The organism is Mycolicibacterium madagascariense (assembly GCF_010729665.1).
GTDB classification, from domain to species: Bacteria; Actinomycetota; Actinomycetes; order Mycobacteriales; family Mycobacteriaceae; genus Mycobacterium; species Mycobacterium madagascariense.
On record NZ_AP022610.1, the window covers coordinates 762,017 to 779,164 of the forward strand.

A 17,148-nucleotide genomic window follows, 5' to 3' on the forward strand; every position below is an offset into this window, starting at 1 on the left:
GGACCAAGCGAGAAACATTTTCCCTGCTTCACAACCCCAGAAAGGTTAGGTGTCGTGGACTCGTTCAACCCGACCACGAAGACCCAGGCGGCGCTGACCTCGGCGCTGCAGGCGGCCACCGCCGCCGGCAACCCGGAGATCCGGCCCGCCCACCTGTTGATGGCACTGCTCACCCAGAACGAAGGGATCGCGGCGCCCCTCCTCGAAGCCGTCGGTGTCGATCCATCGATCATCCGCACCGAGGCAGCGAGCCTGCTCGACCGACTGCCCAAGGTCAGCGGCGCCAACTCGACGCCGAACCTGTCGCGCGAGTCGCTCGCGGCGATCACCGCGGCCCAGCAGCTGGCCACCGAGATGGACGACGAATACGTCTCCACCGAACACCTCCTCGTTGGCCTCGCGACCGGTGACTCCGACGTCGCCAAGCTCCTCACGGGCCACGGCGCGTCACCGCAGGCGCTGCGCGAGGCGTTCGTCAAGGTCCGTGGCAGCGCCCGCGTCACCAGCCCCGACCCCGAGGGTTCCTACCAGGCGCTGGAGAAGTACTCCACCGACCTGACCGCGGCCGCCCGCGAGGGCAAGCTCGACCCAGTCATCGGGCGCGACAACGAGATTCGTCGCGTCGTGCAGGTGTTGAGCCGTCGCACGAAGAACAACCCGGTGCTCATCGGCGAGCCGGGCGTCGGCAAGACCGCCATCGTCGAGGGCCTTGCCCAGCGCATCATCGAGGGCGACGTGCCCGAGAGTCTGCGCGACAAGACCGTCGTCTCCCTCGACCTCGGTTCGATGGTCGCGGGCGCCAAGTACCGCGGCGAGTTCGAGGAGCGCCTCAAGGCCGTCCTCGACGACATCAAGAATTCCGCCGGACAGGTCATCACGTTCATCGACGAGCTGCACACCATCGTGGGGGCTGGTGCGACCGGTGAGTCCGCGATGGACGCCGGCAACATGATCAAGCCGATGCTGGCCCGCGGCGAGCTGCGCATGGTCGGCGCCACCACGCTCGAGGAGTACCGCAAGTACATCGAGAAGGACGCCGCGCTGGAGCGTCGCTTCCAGCAGGTGCTGGTGGGCGAGCCGTCGGTCGAGGACACCGTCGGCATCCTGCGCGGGCTCAAGGACCGCTACGAGGTGCACCACGGCGTGCGCATCACCGACTCGGCCCTGGTGGCCGCGGCGACGATGTCCGACCGCTACATCACCAGCCGCTTCCTGCCCGACAAGGCCATCGACCTCGTCGACGAGGCCGCCTCGCGCCTGCGCATGGAGATCGACTCGCGGCCGGTGGAGATCGACGAGGTCGAGCGCGTCGTGCGCCGCCTCGAGATCGAGGAGATGGCGCTGGCCAAGGAGTCCGACGACGCGTCGAAGGACCGCCTCGACAAGCTGCGCGGCGAACTGGCCGACTACAAGGAGAAGCTCTCGGAGCTGACCACGCGCTGGCAGAACGAGAAGGGCGCGATCGACGTCGTCCGCGAACTGAAGGAGCAGCTCGACACGCTGCGCGGTGAGTCCGAGCGCGCCGAGCGCGACGGTGACCTCGCCAAGGCCGCCGAGCTGCGCTACGGCCGCATCCCGGAGATCGAGAAGAAGCTCGACGCCGCGTTGCCGACCGCGCAGGCCCAGACCGACGTCATGCTCAAGGAGGAGGTCGGGCCCGACGACATCGCCGACGTCGTGGCGGCGTGGACCGGCATCCCCGCCGGCCGGTTGCTGGAGGGCGAGACCGCGAAGCTGCTGCGCATGGAGGACGAGCTCGGCAAGCGCGTGGTCGGGCAGACGAAGGCCGTACAGGCCGTCAGCGATGCGGTGCGCCGCGCCAGGGCCGGCGTCGCCGACCCCAACCGGCCGACCGGATCGTTCCTCTTCCTCGGTCCGACGGGCGTCGGCAAGACCGAGCTGGCCAAGGCGCTGGCGGACTTCCTGTTCGACGACGAGCGGGCGATGGTCCGCATCGACATGAGCGAATACGGCGAGAAGCACTCCGTCGCGCGGCTCGTCGGTGCGCCTCCCGGTTACATCGGCTACGACCAGGGCGGTCAGCTGACCGAGGCGGTACGGCGGCGGCCCTACACCGTCGTGCTGTTCGACGAGGTCGAGAAGGCCCACCCGGACGTGTTCGACGTGCTGCTCGCGGTGCTCGACGAGGGCCGGTTGACCGACGGCCAGGGCCGCACGGTCGACTTCCGCAACACCATCCTCATCCTGACGTCGAACCTCGGTGCCGGCGGCAGCGAGGAGCAGGTGATGGCGGCGGTGCGCGCGGCGTTCAAGCCCGAGTTCATCAACCGCCTCGACGACGTGCTGATCTTCGATTCGCTCAAGCCCGACGAGCTGGTGCGCATCGTCGACATCCAGCTGCAGCAGCTGCAGCGGCGGCTCGCTCAGCGCCGGTTGCAGCTCGAGGTGTCGCTACCCGCCAAGCAGTGGCTGGCCGACCGCGGCTTCGACCCGCTCTACGGGGCGCGTCCGCTGCGCAGGCTGGTTCAGCAGGCCATCGGCGACCAGCTCGCCAAGCTGTTGCTCGCGGGCGACGTGCACGACGGCGACGTAGTGCCGGTCAACGTCAGCCCCGACGGCGAGACGCTGATCCTGGGCTGACCTGCTCCGCCGAGCAGACGTAAAGGGCCCTCAATGTGCCTGATTGAGGGCCCTTTGCGTCTGTTCGCGGGGCTAGAAGGCGGTGCTCGGGACGTCGGTCTCCGAGCCGAGGACGGCCGCCACGATGCGCTCGGCGACGGCATCGGGGTCCAGTCCGGTCGGTAGCTTGGGCGCCTCGCCCGCGATCGCGCGGCCCGCGAGACCCGTCTCGGTGTGCGGTGGCCGGACGTCGACGACCCGGACCTTGCGGCGTCGCGCCTCGGTGCGGACGGCGGTGAACAGCGCCGCGGTTGCCGCCTTCGCCGCCGAGTAGACCGCCATGTTGGGCAGGGGCTTCTCCGCGACCACGGCGCTGATGCCGAGGATCACCCCGCCCGGCGCCATGACCGGTAGCGCGGCGCGGATCAGGCGCAGGGGCGCGAGGAAGTCGACGAGCACCAGGTCGTCGACGGTGTCGTCGTCGATGTCGGTCAGCGGACCGAACGCCACCACCCCGGCGGCGACGATTAGCCCGTCGAGCCGACCGTGCCGTTCGACGGCCGCGGCCACCATCGAGCGCGCGGCATCCGGCTCGCGCAGGTCGGCCGGCACGGCGTGCGCGCGGGCCACGTCGAGGGCGGTGAGGGCCTCGCCGGAGCGACCGCTGATCGTCAGCTCGGCCCCGAGGTCCGCCAGCCGCAACGCGATGCGGGAGCCCAGGGCACCGGTGGCGCCGACGACGAGGAAGGCCTGGCCCGAGAGTTCACTCACGGGACCCAGTCTGCGCGTGATCCGCGAGTGAGGGCTGTGACGCGGTGTGACCCGTTTGTGATCTCTTGGAGTTCGAGCGAACCCCGTACCAACCAGTAGGCTAGGGCGCAATGGTCCCGCTCTGGTTCACGCTGTCCGCTCTCTGTTTCGTGGGGGCGGCCGTACTTCTGTACATCGACCTCGACAAACGTCGCGGCCTGGGCAGACGTCGCAAGTCGTGGGCCAAGTCGCACGGCTTCGACTACGAGAGCGAATCCGACGAGATCGTCAAGCGCTGGAAGCGCGGCGTGATGTCCACCGTCGGCGACGTGTCCGCCAAGAACGTGGTCCTCGGCCAGATCCGCGGCGAGGCCGTCTTCATCTTCGACCTCGAGGACGTGGCCACCGTCATCGCGCTGCACCGCAAGGTGGGCACCAACGTCGTCGTCGACGTCCGGCTGAAGGACATCAAGGAGCCGCGCGAGAGCGACATCTGGCTGCTGGGCGCCATCGGCCCGCGGATGGTGTACTCCACCAACCTCGACGCCGCCCGCCGGGCCTGCGACCGCCGCATGGTGACCTTCGCGCACGCGGCCCCCGACTGCGCCGAGATCATGTGGAACGAGCAGCACTGGACGCTGGTCAGCATGCCCATCACCAGCACCCGCGCGCAGTGGGACGAGGGGTTGCTGACCGTCCGGCAGTTCAACGACCTCCTGCGCGTGCTGCCGCCCATCCCGCAGCCAGGACAGAACGGCGTCGCCGGTCAGGCGATCGCCCGCCGCGGTGGCTCGCCCAGCCGGCCCCTCGCCGCGCGTCCCGCCGAACTCCCCGCCGGCCGCAGCGATGCGCCTCCCGGTCGTGGCGACGTCGGCCGCTTCACCCAGCAGCGACCGCCGGTCCGCAACGGCCGGCAGTCCGCGCACTACCAGCGGTAGCCGCGGCGCCCCGCGGGTGCTGAGTTAGCCTGGCGGCATGTCCCGGCCCGTCGCACTCATCACCGGACCGACCTCCGGCCTCGGCGAAGGCTTCGCCCGTCGCTACGCCTCCGATGGCTACGACCTGGTCCTCGTTGCCCGCGACGTCGAGCGCCTCGAGCGACTGGCCGAGGAGCTGCGGGCCCACGCGGGGGTGGACGTCGAGGTGCTCGTCGCCGACCTGGCCAAGGCCGACGACCGGGTCACGGTGGCCGATCGGCTGGCCGCCGGCGTGCGGGTCCTGGTGAACAACGCGGGGTTCGGCACGTCGGGCGAGTTCTGGAGCGCCGACCTGGCCATGCTGCAGTCGCAGCTCGACGTCAACGTCACCGCCGTCATGGCGCTGACGCACGCCGCGCTGCCCCCGATGCTCGCCACCCGTGCGGGCACCGTCATCAACGTGGCCAGCGTCGCGGGACTGCTGCCCGGTCGCGGGTCGACGTACTCGGCGTCAAAGGCATGGGTGATCTCGTTCTCCGAGGGGCTCGCCAACGGACTCGACGGCACGGGCGTCGGCGTGCACGTGGTGTGCCCCGGTTTCGTGCGGACCGAGTTCCACGCGCGCGCGGGCATCGACATGGAGGGCACCCCCTCGGCGTTCTGGCTCGAGGTGGACGACGTCGTCACCGACTGCCTCGCCAACGTCGCCAAGGGCAGCGTGGTGATCGTTCCCGGGCTGCAGTACAAGGTGCTGACGACCGCCGCGCGGGTGGTGCCGCGGAGTCTGGTGCGGGCGGCGACCAAGGTGGTCGGGCGCGGCCGCGGACGCACCTGAGTGCGCGCACTCGTCGGCCTGCTGCTGGCGCTGGTCCTCGTCGCGTGCTCGGACAGTCCGCCGCCGAGCCCGTACGCCACCACGGGCGCGAAGATCGGCGACGCGCTGTCGGTGCTCGGGTGGCACGTCACCGCGGCCAACCTCCGCTTCGACGGTGACTACGTCCTCGTCGACGTCGACGCGTCGGCCGCGAACGGCCAGCACGCCAGGGCCGACGCGCTGAGGTTCGGTCTCTACGGTGCGCTCGCGCATCCGATCGAGAGCACCGCGGTCGGCAGCTGCTCGGGCGTCACCAGTCTCGACGTCCAGCCCGCCGCGTCGCCGAATCCCGAAAAGCTCTCCGGCACAGTGTGTTTGGGCCCGCTGCGGGACCAGACGCAGGTGCGCGGGGTGTACGTGTACTCACCGCAGGACCGCATCCCCGGCACCATCGCCGCCTACGGCGCGTCGTTCCCCGTCGGGTTGAGCCAGACCAGCGACTCCGAGACCGGCCTGGTGCTGAAGTCCACCAGCGTCGACGCGTTCGACGCCGACGGGTCGCAGCTCACGCCCGCGGTGTTGGGCGAGCCCACCGCCTTCCGCGGCAACGGCTACATGCTGCTCGGCCTCGACGTCAGCGGGCTGGCCTCGCGCTACCGCGACGACTCGATCCGGCGCGGCGGGCCACTGATGCTGCAGATCACCCCGACGCTGCCGGGCAAGGGGCTGTCCTACGCGTGCTCGGCGTACGGCGCGTCGATGCTGGTGCTGCCCGACTCGTCGCTCGACGCCGTCTCGGTGCGCGGATCGCTGTGCAGTCAGGGCGAGATCAACCAGGCGCTGCTGTATGCCACGGTCGCCGTCGTCGGCACCCACGCCGCGCTGTGGACGACCAGGTGAACGAGCCCGGTCCCACCGAGTGGGGGACGGGGCCCGGCGTCGGCCCGTGGGACGGCCCCCTGCCGGACGACGACCGCTACGACCCGGAGCTCCTGCGCGACGGCGACACCCGCAACGTCGTCGACGCCTACCGCTACTGGACCAGGGCCGCCATCGTCGCCGACATCGACCGCCGCAGGCACCCCCTGCACGTCGCGATCGAGAACTTCGGCAACGACGCCAACATCGGCACGGTCGTGCGGACGGCCAACGCCTTCGCCGTCGACACCGTGCACATCGTCGGCAAGCGTCGCTGGAATCGCCGCGGCGCCATGGTCACCGACCGCTACCAGCGGCTGCGCCACCACGCCACCACCGAGGACCTGCTCGCCTTCGCCGCGGAGGCGGGGCTCGAGGTCGTCGCGGTCGACAACGTGCCCGGGGCCGTTCCCCTCGAACGCACCCGGCTGCCGCGGCACTGCCTGCTGATCTTCGGGCAGGAGGGCCCCGGCATCACCGATGCGGCGCGCCTCGGCGCCGCGACGACGGTGTCGATCGCGCAGTTCGGTTCGACGCGCAGCATCAACGCCGCGGTGGCGGCCGGCATCGCCATGCACGCCTGGATCATGGCGCATGCCGACACATCTCAGGCCTGGTAGGGCAGGATCGGAGCCACCAGGCGAGCGAAGCGACGGGAAGAGTCAATGGATCAGCTGTGGGCCAACCGTGCGGCCAGTGCGGAAGCCGCGATCGCCGCGAGGCACTACCGGAAGCTGTGGCGGCTGCCCGGCACCCAGCTCGGCGTCTGCGCCTGGCCGCCCACGAAGCGGGACCTGGCCTTCGGTAGCTGGAACTACTGGTGGCAGGCGCATCTGCTGGACTGTCTGGTGGACGCCCAGCTCCGCGATCCCCAGCCCGAGCGCAAGGCCACCATCGAGCACCAGATCCGCGGCCACCACTGGCGCAACACGCTGCGCTGGACCAACGACTACTACGACGACATGGCGTGGCTGGCGCTGGCCCTGGAACGCGCGGGCCGCCTCGCCGGCGTCGAGCATCCCAAGGCGCTGGACACCCTGGCCCAGCAGTTCCTCAACGCGTGGGTACCGGAGGATGGCGGCGGCATTCCGTGGCGCAAGCAGGACCAGTTCTTCAATGCGCCCGCCAACGGTCCCGCCGGCATCTTCCTGGCGCGCCACGACCGGCTGCGCCGCGCCCAGCAGATGGCCGACTGGATCGACGGCACGCTGATCGACCCCGAGACCGGCCTGGTGTTCGACGGCATCAAGGGCGGTTCGCTGGTGCGGGCGCAGTACACCTACTGCCAGGGCGTCGTGCTGGGGCTCGAGGTCGAACTCGCCGCCCGCACCCAGGACGATCGCCACGCCGCGCGGGTGCACCGGTTGGTCAAGGCCGTCCACGACCACATGGCGCCCGGCGGCGTCATCGCCGGTGCGGGTGGCGGCGATGGCGGCCTGTTCGCCGGAATTCTGGCGCGCTACCTGGCGCTGGTCGCGACCACGCTGCTGGGGAGCACCCCCGACGACGTCGAAACGCGTGCGACGGCAAGGACTTTGGTGCTCACGTCGGCGGAGTCGGCGTGGGACGACCGGCAGACCGTCGACGGCCTGCCGCTGTTCGCCGCGTTCTGGGACCGCGCCGCCGAGATCCCCAGGGCCGGCGGTCAGGACGCGCAGTTCGTCGAGGGCGCGGTCAACGCCTCCGAGACGCCGGAACGCGATCTGTCGGTACAGCTTTCGGGCTGGATGCTGATGGAGGCGGCGCACACGCTCGCCGAGTCCGAAGGGGAGGATGCGCAATGACGTCGGCCGATCTGTTGACGGGCAGCTGGGCGCCCGATCAGGACACCATCGACGCCGCCAATCTCACCCGCTTCCTGGCCTGGTTGGCCGACACCGGCCGCGGCCAGTTCGACGACTATCACGCGCTGTGGACGGCGTCCGTCGCCGACCTCGAATGGTTCTGGGAGGCGGTGTGGACGTTCTTCGACGTCGCCGCCGAGACCGCGCCGACCGCGACGCTCGCCAGCACGGAAATGCCTGGTGCGCAATGGTTTCCCGGTGCAACCCTCAACTACGTCACGCAGGCGTTCCGGCACGCCACCGACGCCCGGCCCGCCATGGTGGCCGCGGGTGAGGACGGCTCCACGGAGTGGTCGTGGGCACGCCTGCGCGCGGAGACGGCGGCGTTCGCCGCCTACCTGCGCAGCGTCGGGGTCGGACCCGGCGACCGCGTCGTCGGGTATCTCCCCAACGTAGGGGAGGCCGTCGTCGCGTTCCTGGGCGCCGCGAGCGTCGGGGCGACGTGGGCGGTGTGCAACCAGGACCTCGCCGTCAGCGGCGTCGTCGCCCGCCTGGGCCAGCTGGAGCCGAAGGTACTGGTCGCCAGCGACGGGTCGGTCTACGCGGGCAAGTCCCGCGCCCGCCATGCCGAGATCGACGAAATCCGTTCTGCCCTCACCACATTGACGGCGACGGTGGTGGTGCCGCGGCTGGGGGAGCCGGTCGAGGGAGCCGTCACGTGGGCGGAGGTGCTCGAACGCGGCGCGGGGGCTGAGCTCGACGTCACCGCCGTCGCCTTCGACCATCCGCTGTGGGTGCTGTTCTCCTCGGGTACGACGGGCACGCCGAAGGGCATCGTGCACGGACACGGCGGAGTGCTGCTCGAACAGCTGAAATACCTGACCCTGCAACTGGATCTGACGCCGGAGGATCGCTTCCTGTGGCAGTCCAGCACCAGCTGGATGATGTGGAACATGCTGGTGTCGGGGCTGCTCGTCGGCGCGACGATCGTGCTCTACGACGGCAGTCCCACCTACGGTCGCACCGACTACCTCTGGCAGGTGGCAGCCGAGCACGGCGTGACGGTCCTCGGCGCCGGCGCGGGCTACTGGTTGGCGTGTGCGAAGGAGGAGCTGCACCCCGGTCGGGACCATTCGCTGGCGGCGCTGCGGACGATCGGCTCGACGGGTTCGCCCCTGCCCGCCTCCGGCTTTCGTTGGTTGCAGGAGGGCATCGGGCGGCCGGTGCCGGTGTTCTCGATGAGCGGCGGGACGGACGTGGTGACGGCGTTCATCGGCGGCTGCCCGCTGGTGCCGATTCGGGCCGGTGAGCTCAACGTCGTCTGCCTCGGCGTGCAGGCCGAGGCCTGGGTCGACGGCAGGCCCGTCGTGAACGAGGCGGGCGAGCTGGTGATCACCCAGCCGATGCCGTCGATGCCCGTCTTCTTCTGGAACGACGACGACGGCGAGAAATACCGCGCGGCGTACTTCGACAAGTACCCCGGGGTGTGGTGCCACGGCGACTGGATCACCGTCACCGACCGGAATTCGGTCGTCGTGCACGGCCGTTCGGATGCCACGCTGAACCGCGGCGGCGTGAGGATGGGCAGCGCCGAGGTCTACGACGCCGTCGAGGGGATGCCCGAGATCCAGGACTGCCTCGTCGTCGGCGTCGAGCTGCCCGACGGTGGCTACTGGATGCCGCTGTTCGTCGCGTGCGCCGACGGCGAGCACCTCGGCGACGAGCTGCGCTCCCGCATCGTCGCGGCGATCCGCGCCGGCGCGTCGCCGCGGCACGTCCCCGACGACGTCATCGAGGTGTCCGGCATCCCGCGCACCATGACGGGCAAGCGCCTGGAGATCCCGATCAAGCGAATCCTGCTCGGCGCCAAGCCCTTCGACGTGCTCACCCCGTCGGCGGTGGACCGGCCCGAGCTGCTCGCCGAGTTCGAGGGGCACGCCCGCACGTGACCGCGGCAGCACCGCGCGCACCCAGCCGGTTCGGTCGCCGCCCCACCGCCGTCCGCAGCGGCGAGAACATCGCCGCGGCCCTGCTCCTCGCGTTCACCGTCATCGCCATCGTCTGGGCCAATTCGCCATGGGCGCATGGCTATTCGGCGTTCTGGGGCACCGAGGTGGGGCTGCGGTTCGGCGACCACCATGCCGAGCTGAGCGTGCAGCACCTCGTCAACGACGGCCTGATGACGTTCTTCTTCTTCATCGTCGGCCTCGAGGTGAAGAGCCAGTTCACCATCGGCGAGCTCACCGATCGTGCGCGCGCGGCGGTGCCCGTCATCGCCGCACTGGCGGGCCTGCTGCTCCCGGCCGTCGTCTTCCTGCTGTTCAACCCGTCGGGGGAGGACGCGCGGGCGTGGGGCACGGTGATCTCGACCGACACCGCGTTCCTGGTGGGCGCGCTCGCGATCATCGGGCCCACGTGTCCGGCCCGGCTGCGGACCTTCCTGCTGACCCTGGCCGTGGTCGACGACGTCGGCGCGCTGCTGGTGATCGCGCTGTTCTACTCCGATCACGTTCGCGTCCTTCCGCTCGTCGTCGCGGCCGCACTCATCGGCGCCCTCGCCGCGGTCCGCCGGCTGCCGATGGGTCGCGGTCCCGCCTACTCCGTGCTGGCGTTCGGTCTGTGGCTGGCGTTGCTGCTGGGCGGGGTGCACCCGACGCTCGCGGGTGTCGCAGTGGCACTGCTGATTCCGGTGTTCACGCCCGAACGCCGACGGGTGGAGGAGGCCGTCGAGGTCATCCGCGCGTTCCGGCAGTCACCCAATTCGGAGTACGCCCGCGCCGCCACGCGCAGTCTGCGCGATTCGATCTCGATCAACGAACGTCTGCAGACCGGCTTCGGCCCGTACGTCTCCTACCTGGTGCTGCCGGTGTTCGCCCTGGCCAACGCGGGCGTGCACCTCGACGGCGCGACCGTCGCGGCGGCACTGCACTCGCCGCTGACCTGGGGTGTGGTGGCCGGTCTGGTGATCGGCAAGTTCGTCGGCATCGCGGGGGCCACCGCGGTGGTGCGCGCGACGGGTCTCGGGGTGCTCGCACCCGGGCTGACGCTGCGCCGGGTCGCCGGTGGCGCCGCGCTGTCCGGCATCGGATTCACCATCTCGCTGTTCATCATCGACCTCGCCATCGCCGACCCCGCGAAGCAGGACCAGGCGCGCGTCGGGGTGCTCGCCGCGTCGGTGCTGGCGCTGCTGCTCGGCTGGGCGACGTTCCAGGTGACCGACCGGCTCAGTCCGCCGGTGTCGGTCGGGCAGACCCTGATTCGCGACGTCGACCCCAAGCGAGATCACCTGCGGGGCAACCCGAATGCCGCGCTGACCCTCGTCGAGTACGGCGACTTCGAATGCCCGTTCTGCAGCCGGGCGACCGGCTCCATCGACGAGGTGCGCGCCTACTTCGGTGACGACCGGCTGCGCTACGTGTGGCGGCACCTGCCGCTGGAGCGCGTCCACCCGCACGCCGTCGACGCGGCCAGGGCCAGCGAGGCGGCGGCCCTGCAGGGTCGGTTCTTCGAGATGGCCGTCACGATGTTCGAGTACCAGGACGAACTCGAGATGGAACACATCTACCGCTACGCCGACGGCATCGGCCTCGACATCGAGCGGTTCGAGGAGGACCTGCACTCCGCGAGGGTGCTGCACCGGGTGGACGACGACGCCCAGGACGCCGAGCTGATGGATCTCGGTGCGACGCCGACGTTCTTCGTCAACGGGCAGCGACACCGCGGCCCGTGGGATGCGGCGAGTCTGATTCGCGCGCTGGAGGCTTAGAGTCGCAGGCGTGACTTCTCCCACGCGTCCCGTCATCGCCTTCCCCGCCACGATCGGCGTCTGGTGGGCCAGCGACACCTGGCCGATGCCGAAGGCCCAGGAGGTCGCCCGCGAAATCGAGGCACTCGGCTACGGCTCGCTGTTCCTGCCCGAGGTCACCGGCAAGGAGTGCCTCACGCAGTCGGCGGCGTTCCTGGCGGCCACCGACCGCCTCGTCGTCGGCACCGGCATCGCCAACATCCACGCGCGCGCCGCCTCGGCCGCGGAGTCCGGCGGCCGCACGCTGAACGCGCTCTACCCCGGCCGCTTCGTCCTCGGCCTCGGGGTGAGCCACGCGCCGCTCGTCGAACACGGCTTCGGCGGGGTGTACGACAAGCCGCTGGCCACCATGCGCACCTACCTGGACAAGATGGCGTCGGTTCCCGAGGCGATCGAGCCGGGTGCGGGCAGGCCCGTGCGACTGCTTGCGGCGTTGGGCCCCAAGATGATCGAGCTGTCGGGCACCCACGCCGACGGCGCCCACCCCTACCTGGTGCTGCCCGAGCAGTCGCGCAGGACGCGCGAGCTGCTCGGCCCGGACAAGTGGATCGTCTCCGAGCAGGCGGTGGTGGTCGGCGGTGACGCCGACGAGCAGCTGCAGTACGCGCACGGCCACCTCAACGTCTACAGCGGACTGCCCAACTACCGAAACTCGTGGCTGCGCCAGGGTTTCGACGAATCCGATCTGGTGCGCGGAGGATCGGACCGGCTGGCGCGCGGGCTGGTCGGGATGGGCTCGGTCGACGACGCGGCGGCCGTGCTGCGGGCGCACGTCGACGCGGGCGCCGACCACGTCGTCGTGCAGGTGCTCGGTGCCGACCCGACGGCCGACCCGCGGCCGGCGCTGCGGACGTTGGCCGAGGCGCTCGAACTCGGCTAGGGGGTCGGTTCGGTCTCGGCGGCCGCCGCCGATCGGCGGCGCTTGAGCCATTCGACGAACAGCGGCGCGACCGAGATCAGCGCGATGACGATGAAGATCGGCTCCAGCAGCTTCTGGATGATCTCGAACTGACCGAGCCAATACCCCAGCAGGATCAGGCCGAAGCTCCACACCAGCGCGCCGATGACGTTGAAGAGGGTGAACAGGCCGTAGCTCATCCTCGCCGCCCCCGCGGTGATGGGCGCGAGCGTGCGGACGATCGGCACGAACCTGGCCAGCACGATCGCGAACGGGCCGCGCTGTTCGAAGAACGCGTGCGCCTCGTCGAGGTAGCGCTGCTTGAGGACCCGCGCGTCGGGCTTGAACATCGACGTGCCGATGAGGCGGCCGATCCAATACCCGACCTGGCTACCCGCGATGGCCGCGATGGGGACGAACACCAGCAATTGCCACAGCTGGAAGTTGGCGTTCACCTCGTGGGACTCGGCCGCCGTGCCGGCCGCCAGCATGCCGCCGACGAACAGCAGGGTGTCACCGGGCAGGATCGGAAACAGGATCCCCGACTCGATGAAGACGACGACCAGCAGCCCGACGAGCGCCCATGGACCGAAGTACCCGATGAGCTGTACCGGATCGAGGAGGGCCGGCATCGCCAGGGTGGTGGTGGTCATGGGTCCCCAAGATACCGGTGCATTCCTGACGTCTGGCTGAGACGGCGACCGCGACGAGGTGCGCGCGGCTAATCTTCAGACCATGTCCACGCACAAGGCCGTCCATGTCGATGCACCCGAGGGGTCGCTGACCCTCACCGACGTCGAGACCACCTCCCCGCCGCGCGACCACGTCCGCATCGACGTCGCGGCGTGCGGGGTCTGCGGTACCGACCGCGAGTTCTACGCGGGCCACTTCCCCGGCCTGTCCTGGCCGATCACCCTCGGCCACGAGATCGCGGGCACGGTCGCCGAGGTCGGCGACGGGGTCGAGGACTTCGCCGTCGGCGACCGGGTGGCGGTCGGTTGGTTCGGCGGCAACTGCAACCGCTGCTTGCCGTGTCGCGGCGGCTACTTCATGCAGTGCGAGCGCATGCAGGTGCCCAGCTGGCACTACCCCGGTGGCTACGCCGAGTCCGTCACCGCGCCGGCGACGGCGCTGGCCCGCATCCCCGAGGGGTTCTCGTTCGCCGAGGCCGCCCCGATGGGCTGTGCGGGCGTCACGACGTACAACGGGTTGCGCAAGACGCGCGCCAAGGCCGGTGACCTGGTCGCCGTCCTCGGCATCGGCGGGCTCGGCCACCTCGGGATGCAGTTCTCGCGGGCGATGGGCTTCGAGACCGTCGCCATCGCGCGCGGCGCCGAACGGGAGGCCGCCGCCAAGGAGCTCGGCGCCCACCACTACATCGACTCGAACGCCTCCGACGTCGCCGCCGAACTGAAGAAGCTCGGCGGGGCCGTCGTCGTGCTCGCGACCGCGGCCGCCTCCACGGCGATGGCCGACACCGTCGGGGGCTTGGCCCCGGAGGGGCAGCTGGTGACCGTCGGCGTCACGCCCGAACCGCTGCCGATCAGCCCGCTGGACCTCATCAACGCGGGCCTGTCGGTGACCGGGCACCCATCGGGCACGTCGCGCGACATCGAGGAGACCATGCGCTTCGCGCTGCAGACCGGCGTGCGCGCAGTCATCGAGGAACGTCCGCTGACCGAGGCCGCCGACGCGTTCGAGCGAATGAACTCCGGCAAGGCGCACTACCGGGTGGTGCTGACGGTCTAGCCCTGGGGTGCCGCCGCGGCGCCATTGTTGAGATACTGCCTGCAACAGCCGAGCAGAACGCCAGGAGGAACCCGAATGCCCATCGCCACGCCCGAGGTCTACGCCGAGATGCTGGACCGCGCCAAGGCGGATTCGTTCGCGTTCCCCGCCATCAACTGTGTCGGCTCCGAGTCGGTGAACGCGGCGATCAAGGGCTTCGCCGACGCGGGCAGTGACGGCATCATCCAATTCTCCACCGGCGGAGCCGAATTCGCGTCGGGCCTGGGCGTCAAGGACATGGTCACCGGCGCCGTCGCGCTGGCGGAGTTCGCCCACGTGGTGGCCGCCAAGTACGACGTCACCGTCGCGTTGCACACCGACCACTGCCCCAAGGACAAGCTCGACACCTACGTCCGCCCGCTGCTGGCCATCTCGGCCGAGCGCGTCGCCAAGGGTGGCAACCCGCTGTTCCAGTCGCACATGTGGGACGGGTCGGCCGTGCCGATCGACGAGAACCTGGAGATCGGCAAGGAACTGCTCAAGCTCGCGGCCGAGGCGAAGATCATCCTGGAGGTGGAGATCGGCGTCGTCGGCGGCGAGGAGGACGGCGTCGAGGCCGAGATCAACGACAAGCTGTACACGACCGCCGAGGACTTCCAGAAGACCATCGAGGCGCTCGGCGCCGGTGAGCACGGCCGCTACCTGCTGGCCGCGACGTTCGGCAACGTGCACGGCGTGTACAAGCCGGGCAACGTCAAGCTCAAGCCGGAGGTCCTCAAGGAGGGCCAGGACGTGGCCGCCGCCAAGCTCGGCCTGCCCGCGGGCAGCAAGCCGTTCGACTTCGTCTTCCACGGCGGCTCGGGCTCGCTGAAGTCCGAGATCGAGGACTCCCTGAAGTACGGCGTCGTCAAGATGAACGTCGACACCGACACGCAGTACGCGTTCACCCGCCCGCTCGCCGGGCACATGTTCGCCAACTACGACGGGGTGCTGAAGATCGACGGCGAGGTCGGCAACAAGAAGGTCTACGACCCGCGCAGCTACCTCAAGAAGGCCGAGGCGTCGATGTCCGAGCGCGTCGTCGAGGCGTGCAACGACCTGCACAGCAGCGGCCGCAGCGTCTCCGCCTAGCCGACTCCGACGGCGATTCGTGTCGATTCGGGAGCGGTCAGCGCGACCAATCGACCACGAATCGCTGGGTGGCTAGCGTCGCACCCACCCCGTCCTGCTGCGACGCGGTGCGGGTGAGCAGCACGGTGCCGAGGATGGCCACCGCGGCCAGCGCGGCGATGACGAGGACCAGGGCGATCACCCAGCCCCAGCTGCGGCTGCGGCCCGTCAGCTTGGGGATTCGGCCGCGGCCCGGAATCTCTTGCGGCGCAACCGAATGCGTGATCGGCTGAGTGGAGTCGCCCGCCGCCATCATCTCGGTGGCCGGCTCGTGGGTCTCGATGATCTGGGTCTTGCCCGCATCGAACCCCGACGGCGCGGTGTAGCGGCGCTCGGGCTGCTCGTCGGGTTCGGATTCCGCGACGGCGGCCAACGCGGTCGGGTCGATCACCTCGGTCTCGGGTGAGGACCCGTCGTCGCCGACCGGCTCGTCGTTCGCGTCCGTCCCGGATGGGTTCGACATTCGTGCTCAGTCCTCCCTCGCGGCTACTGCAGAGCTTATCCATCGACGCCCGCCGCAACGCGCAAGGCGGTGCCCGTGCGTCGGGCCTGGATCAGCACGGCACAATGGCCCCCATGACACACATGGGCGACCTGCTGGGTCCCGATCCCGTCCGGCTGCCCGGCGACCCCGAAGCCGAAGCCGAGCTGGCGGCGGGGGAGAACCCGGCAATCGTCGCGGCCGCTCACCCCTCGGCGTCGGTGGCCTGGGCGACGCTGGCCGAGGACGCGCTCGCCGACGACAAGGCCATCACCGCCTATGCCTACGCGCGCACCGGCTACCACCGCGGTCTCGACCAGCTGCGCCGCAACGGGTGGAAGGGCTACGGGCCGGTGCCCTACTCCCACGAACCGAACCGCGGGTTCCTGCGCTGCGTGGCCGTGCTCGCGCACGCGGCGGACGCCATCGGCGAGACCGACGAGAACCTGCGCTGCCTCGACCTGCTCGACGACTGCGACCCCAGCGCCCGCGGGCACCTCGGCCTGGCCTGACTAGAACCAGGCGGACCAGAACCGCGTCAGCTGGGACCCGAGCGGTACCAGCAACGCCGGGACGTTGGCCTGGTCGACGAACCACAGCACGATCGAGAAGAACCAGCTGCTGAGCAGAGGCGCCATCAGCAACAGGAACAGGATGAGGAAGCCCCACTGCTTGACCGGCGCGAGCTGACGCTGCGTCTCGGGCTTGAGGTGCGGCTCCAGGGCGCCGTAACCGTCGAGGCCGGGAATGGGCAGCAGGTTCAGCAGCACGGCCGTCACCTGCAGGAAGCCGAGGAACGCCATCGCCGACCAGAACACCAGGTGATCGGGGTCCCAGAACAGCGACGTCGAGATCAGCAGCACGACGGCGAGCACGACGTTGGCGAAGGGCCCGGCCAGGCTCACCGTGGTCCGCTGGCGGTTGGTCATCCACGAGGTACGGACCCACACCGCGCCGCCGGGCAGGCCGATCCCGCCCAGGGCGATGAACAGCAGCGGAACCCCAAGGGACAGTAGCGGATTGGCGTACCGCAGGGGGTTGAGCGTCAGGTAGCCGAGCACTTCGACGTCCTGGTCGCCGTAGCGCCACGCGGTGTAGGCGTGGCCGAACTCGTGCAGGCACAGCGAGACCAGCCAGCCGAACACCACGAAGACGAACACCCCGAGGTAGGACAGCGGCGACCGCGGCTCCCCGGCGATCCAGGCCACCACGCCGCCGGCGGCCGTGATCCCCACGATGGCCAGGAACACCGGGCTCGGGCGCAGCGACTGGCGCAGGGGACGAACGTTGCTCACCACTCGAA

At 70.2% G+C, this 17,148-nt stretch carries 16 protein-coding genes; 12 read left to right on the forward strand and 4 right to left on the reverse strand.

Features of this window, described 5'->3' with window-relative positions:
• The first annotated feature begins 54 nt into the window (after nucleotides 1-54).
• Entirely contained in the window at nucleotides 55-2,601 is a 2,547-nt protein-coding gene (clpB, locus tag G6N60_RS03465; RefSeq protein WP_163732601.1) for an ATP-dependent chaperone ClpB, read from the forward strand.
• 72 nt (nucleotides 2,602-2,673) lie between these two features.
• On the opposite strand, the gene G6N60_RS03470 is transcribed toward clpB, so the two are convergent.
• Nucleotides 2,674-3,351, reverse strand: coding sequence for an SDR family NAD(P)-dependent oxidoreductase (locus G6N60_RS03470; protein WP_163732604.1), 678 nt, complete (start codon nucleotides 3,349-3,351; stop codon nucleotides 2,674-2,676).
• 110 nt (nucleotides 3,352-3,461) lie between these two features.
• On the opposite strand from G6N60_RS03470, the gene ttfA reads away from it, so the two are divergent.
• The 8 genes from ttfA to G6N60_RS03510 are packed head-to-tail and all read left to right on the forward strand — an operon-like array spanning nucleotide 3,462 to nucleotide 12,448.
• Nucleotides 3,462-4,268, forward strand: a complete 807-nt coding sequence (ttfA, locus tag G6N60_RS03475; protein ID WP_163732607.1) for a trehalose monomycolate transport factor TtfA — start codon at nucleotides 3,462-3,464, stop codon at nucleotides 4,266-4,268.
• A gap of 37 nt (nucleotides 4,269-4,305) precedes the next feature.
• The gene (locus tag G6N60_RS03480) at nucleotides 4,306-5,082 is read left to right on the forward strand and encodes an SDR family NAD(P)-dependent oxidoreductase (protein ID WP_163732610.1); all 777 of its coding nucleotides are present in this window, start codon (nucleotides 4,306-4,308) and stop codon (nucleotides 5,080-5,082) included.
• Nucleotides 5,083-5,961 (forward strand): hypothetical protein, encoded by an 879-nt coding sequence (locus G6N60_RS03485; RefSeq protein ID WP_163732613.1) that lies wholly within the window; start codon nucleotides 5,083-5,085, stop codon nucleotides 5,959-5,961.
• Nucleotides 5,958-6,599: a TrmH family RNA methyltransferase gene (locus tag G6N60_RS03490; protein WP_163732616.1), complete on the forward strand. Its 642-nt coding sequence runs from the start codon at nucleotides 5,958-5,960 to the stop codon at nucleotides 6,597-6,599. Before G6N60_RS03485 ends, G6N60_RS03490 begins: the two co-directional genes overlap by 4 nt.
• Before the next feature lie 45 nt (nucleotides 6,600-6,644).
• On the forward strand, nucleotides 6,645-7,763 hold the full coding sequence (locus G6N60_RS03495; RefSeq protein WP_163732619.1) for a glycoside hydrolase family 76 protein: 1,119 nt from the start codon (nucleotides 6,645-6,647) through the stop codon (nucleotides 7,761-7,763).
• The gene (locus G6N60_RS03500) at nucleotides 7,760-9,712 is read left to right on the forward strand and encodes an acetoacetate--CoA ligase (protein WP_163732622.1); all 1,953 of its coding nucleotides are present in this window, start codon (nucleotides 7,760-7,762) and stop codon (nucleotides 9,710-9,712) included. The genes G6N60_RS03495 and G6N60_RS03500 overlap by 4 nt, the downstream gene beginning before the upstream one ends.
• Nucleotides 9,709-11,529 (forward strand): Na+/H+ antiporter NhaA, encoded by a 1,821-nt coding sequence (gene nhaA, locus G6N60_RS03505; protein WP_163732625.1) that lies wholly within the window; start codon nucleotides 9,709-9,711, stop codon nucleotides 11,527-11,529. Before G6N60_RS03500 ends, nhaA begins: the two co-directional genes overlap by 4 nt.
• A gap of 10 nt (nucleotides 11,530-11,539) precedes the next feature.
• Entirely contained in the window at nucleotides 11,540-12,448 is a 909-nt protein-coding gene (locus G6N60_RS03510) for an LLM class F420-dependent oxidoreductase (RefSeq protein WP_163732628.1), read from the forward strand.
• On the opposite strand, the gene G6N60_RS03515 is transcribed toward G6N60_RS03510, so the two are convergent.
• Nucleotides 12,445-13,119, reverse strand: coding sequence for a DedA family protein (locus tag G6N60_RS03515; protein WP_179969634.1), 675 nt, complete (start codon nucleotides 13,117-13,119; stop codon nucleotides 12,445-12,447). The genes G6N60_RS03510 and G6N60_RS03515 overlap by 4 nt on opposite strands.
• Before the next feature lie 82 nt (nucleotides 13,120-13,201).
• Between G6N60_RS03515 and G6N60_RS03520 the strand changes: the two genes are divergently transcribed.
• Both G6N60_RS03520 and fbaA read left to right on the forward strand, forming a co-directional pair.
• Nucleotides 13,202-14,215, forward strand: coding sequence for an alcohol dehydrogenase catalytic domain-containing protein (locus G6N60_RS03520; protein ID WP_163732631.1), 1,014 nt, complete (start codon nucleotides 13,202-13,204; stop codon nucleotides 14,213-14,215).
• Between the two features lie 75 nt (nucleotides 14,216-14,290).
• Nucleotides 14,291-15,325, forward strand: a complete 1,035-nt coding sequence (fbaA, locus tag G6N60_RS03525) for a class II fructose-bisphosphate aldolase (RefSeq protein ID WP_163732634.1) — start codon at nucleotides 14,291-14,293, stop codon at nucleotides 15,323-15,325.
• 37 nt (nucleotides 15,326-15,362) lie between these two features.
• On the opposite strand, the gene G6N60_RS03530 is transcribed toward fbaA, so the two are convergent.
• Nucleotides 15,363-15,827: a hypothetical protein gene (locus tag G6N60_RS03530; protein ID WP_163732637.1), complete on the reverse strand. Its 465-nt coding sequence runs from the start codon at nucleotides 15,825-15,827 to the stop codon at nucleotides 15,363-15,365.
• A gap of 113 nt (nucleotides 15,828-15,940) precedes the next feature.
• Here G6N60_RS03530 and G6N60_RS03535 point away from each other — a divergent pair, with 113 nt between their 5' ends.
• Nucleotides 15,941-16,357: a DUF3151 domain-containing protein gene (locus tag G6N60_RS03535; RefSeq protein WP_163732640.1), complete on the forward strand. Its 417-nt coding sequence runs from the start codon at nucleotides 15,941-15,943 to the stop codon at nucleotides 16,355-16,357.
• On the opposite strand, the gene G6N60_RS03540 is transcribed toward G6N60_RS03535, so the two are convergent.
• Complete coding sequence (locus G6N60_RS03540) at nucleotides 16,358-17,140, reverse strand: site-2 protease family protein (protein ID WP_163732643.1); 783 nt, start codon at nucleotides 17,138-17,140, stop codon at nucleotides 16,358-16,360.
• Between the last annotated feature and the right edge of the window lie 8 nt (nucleotides 17,141-17,148).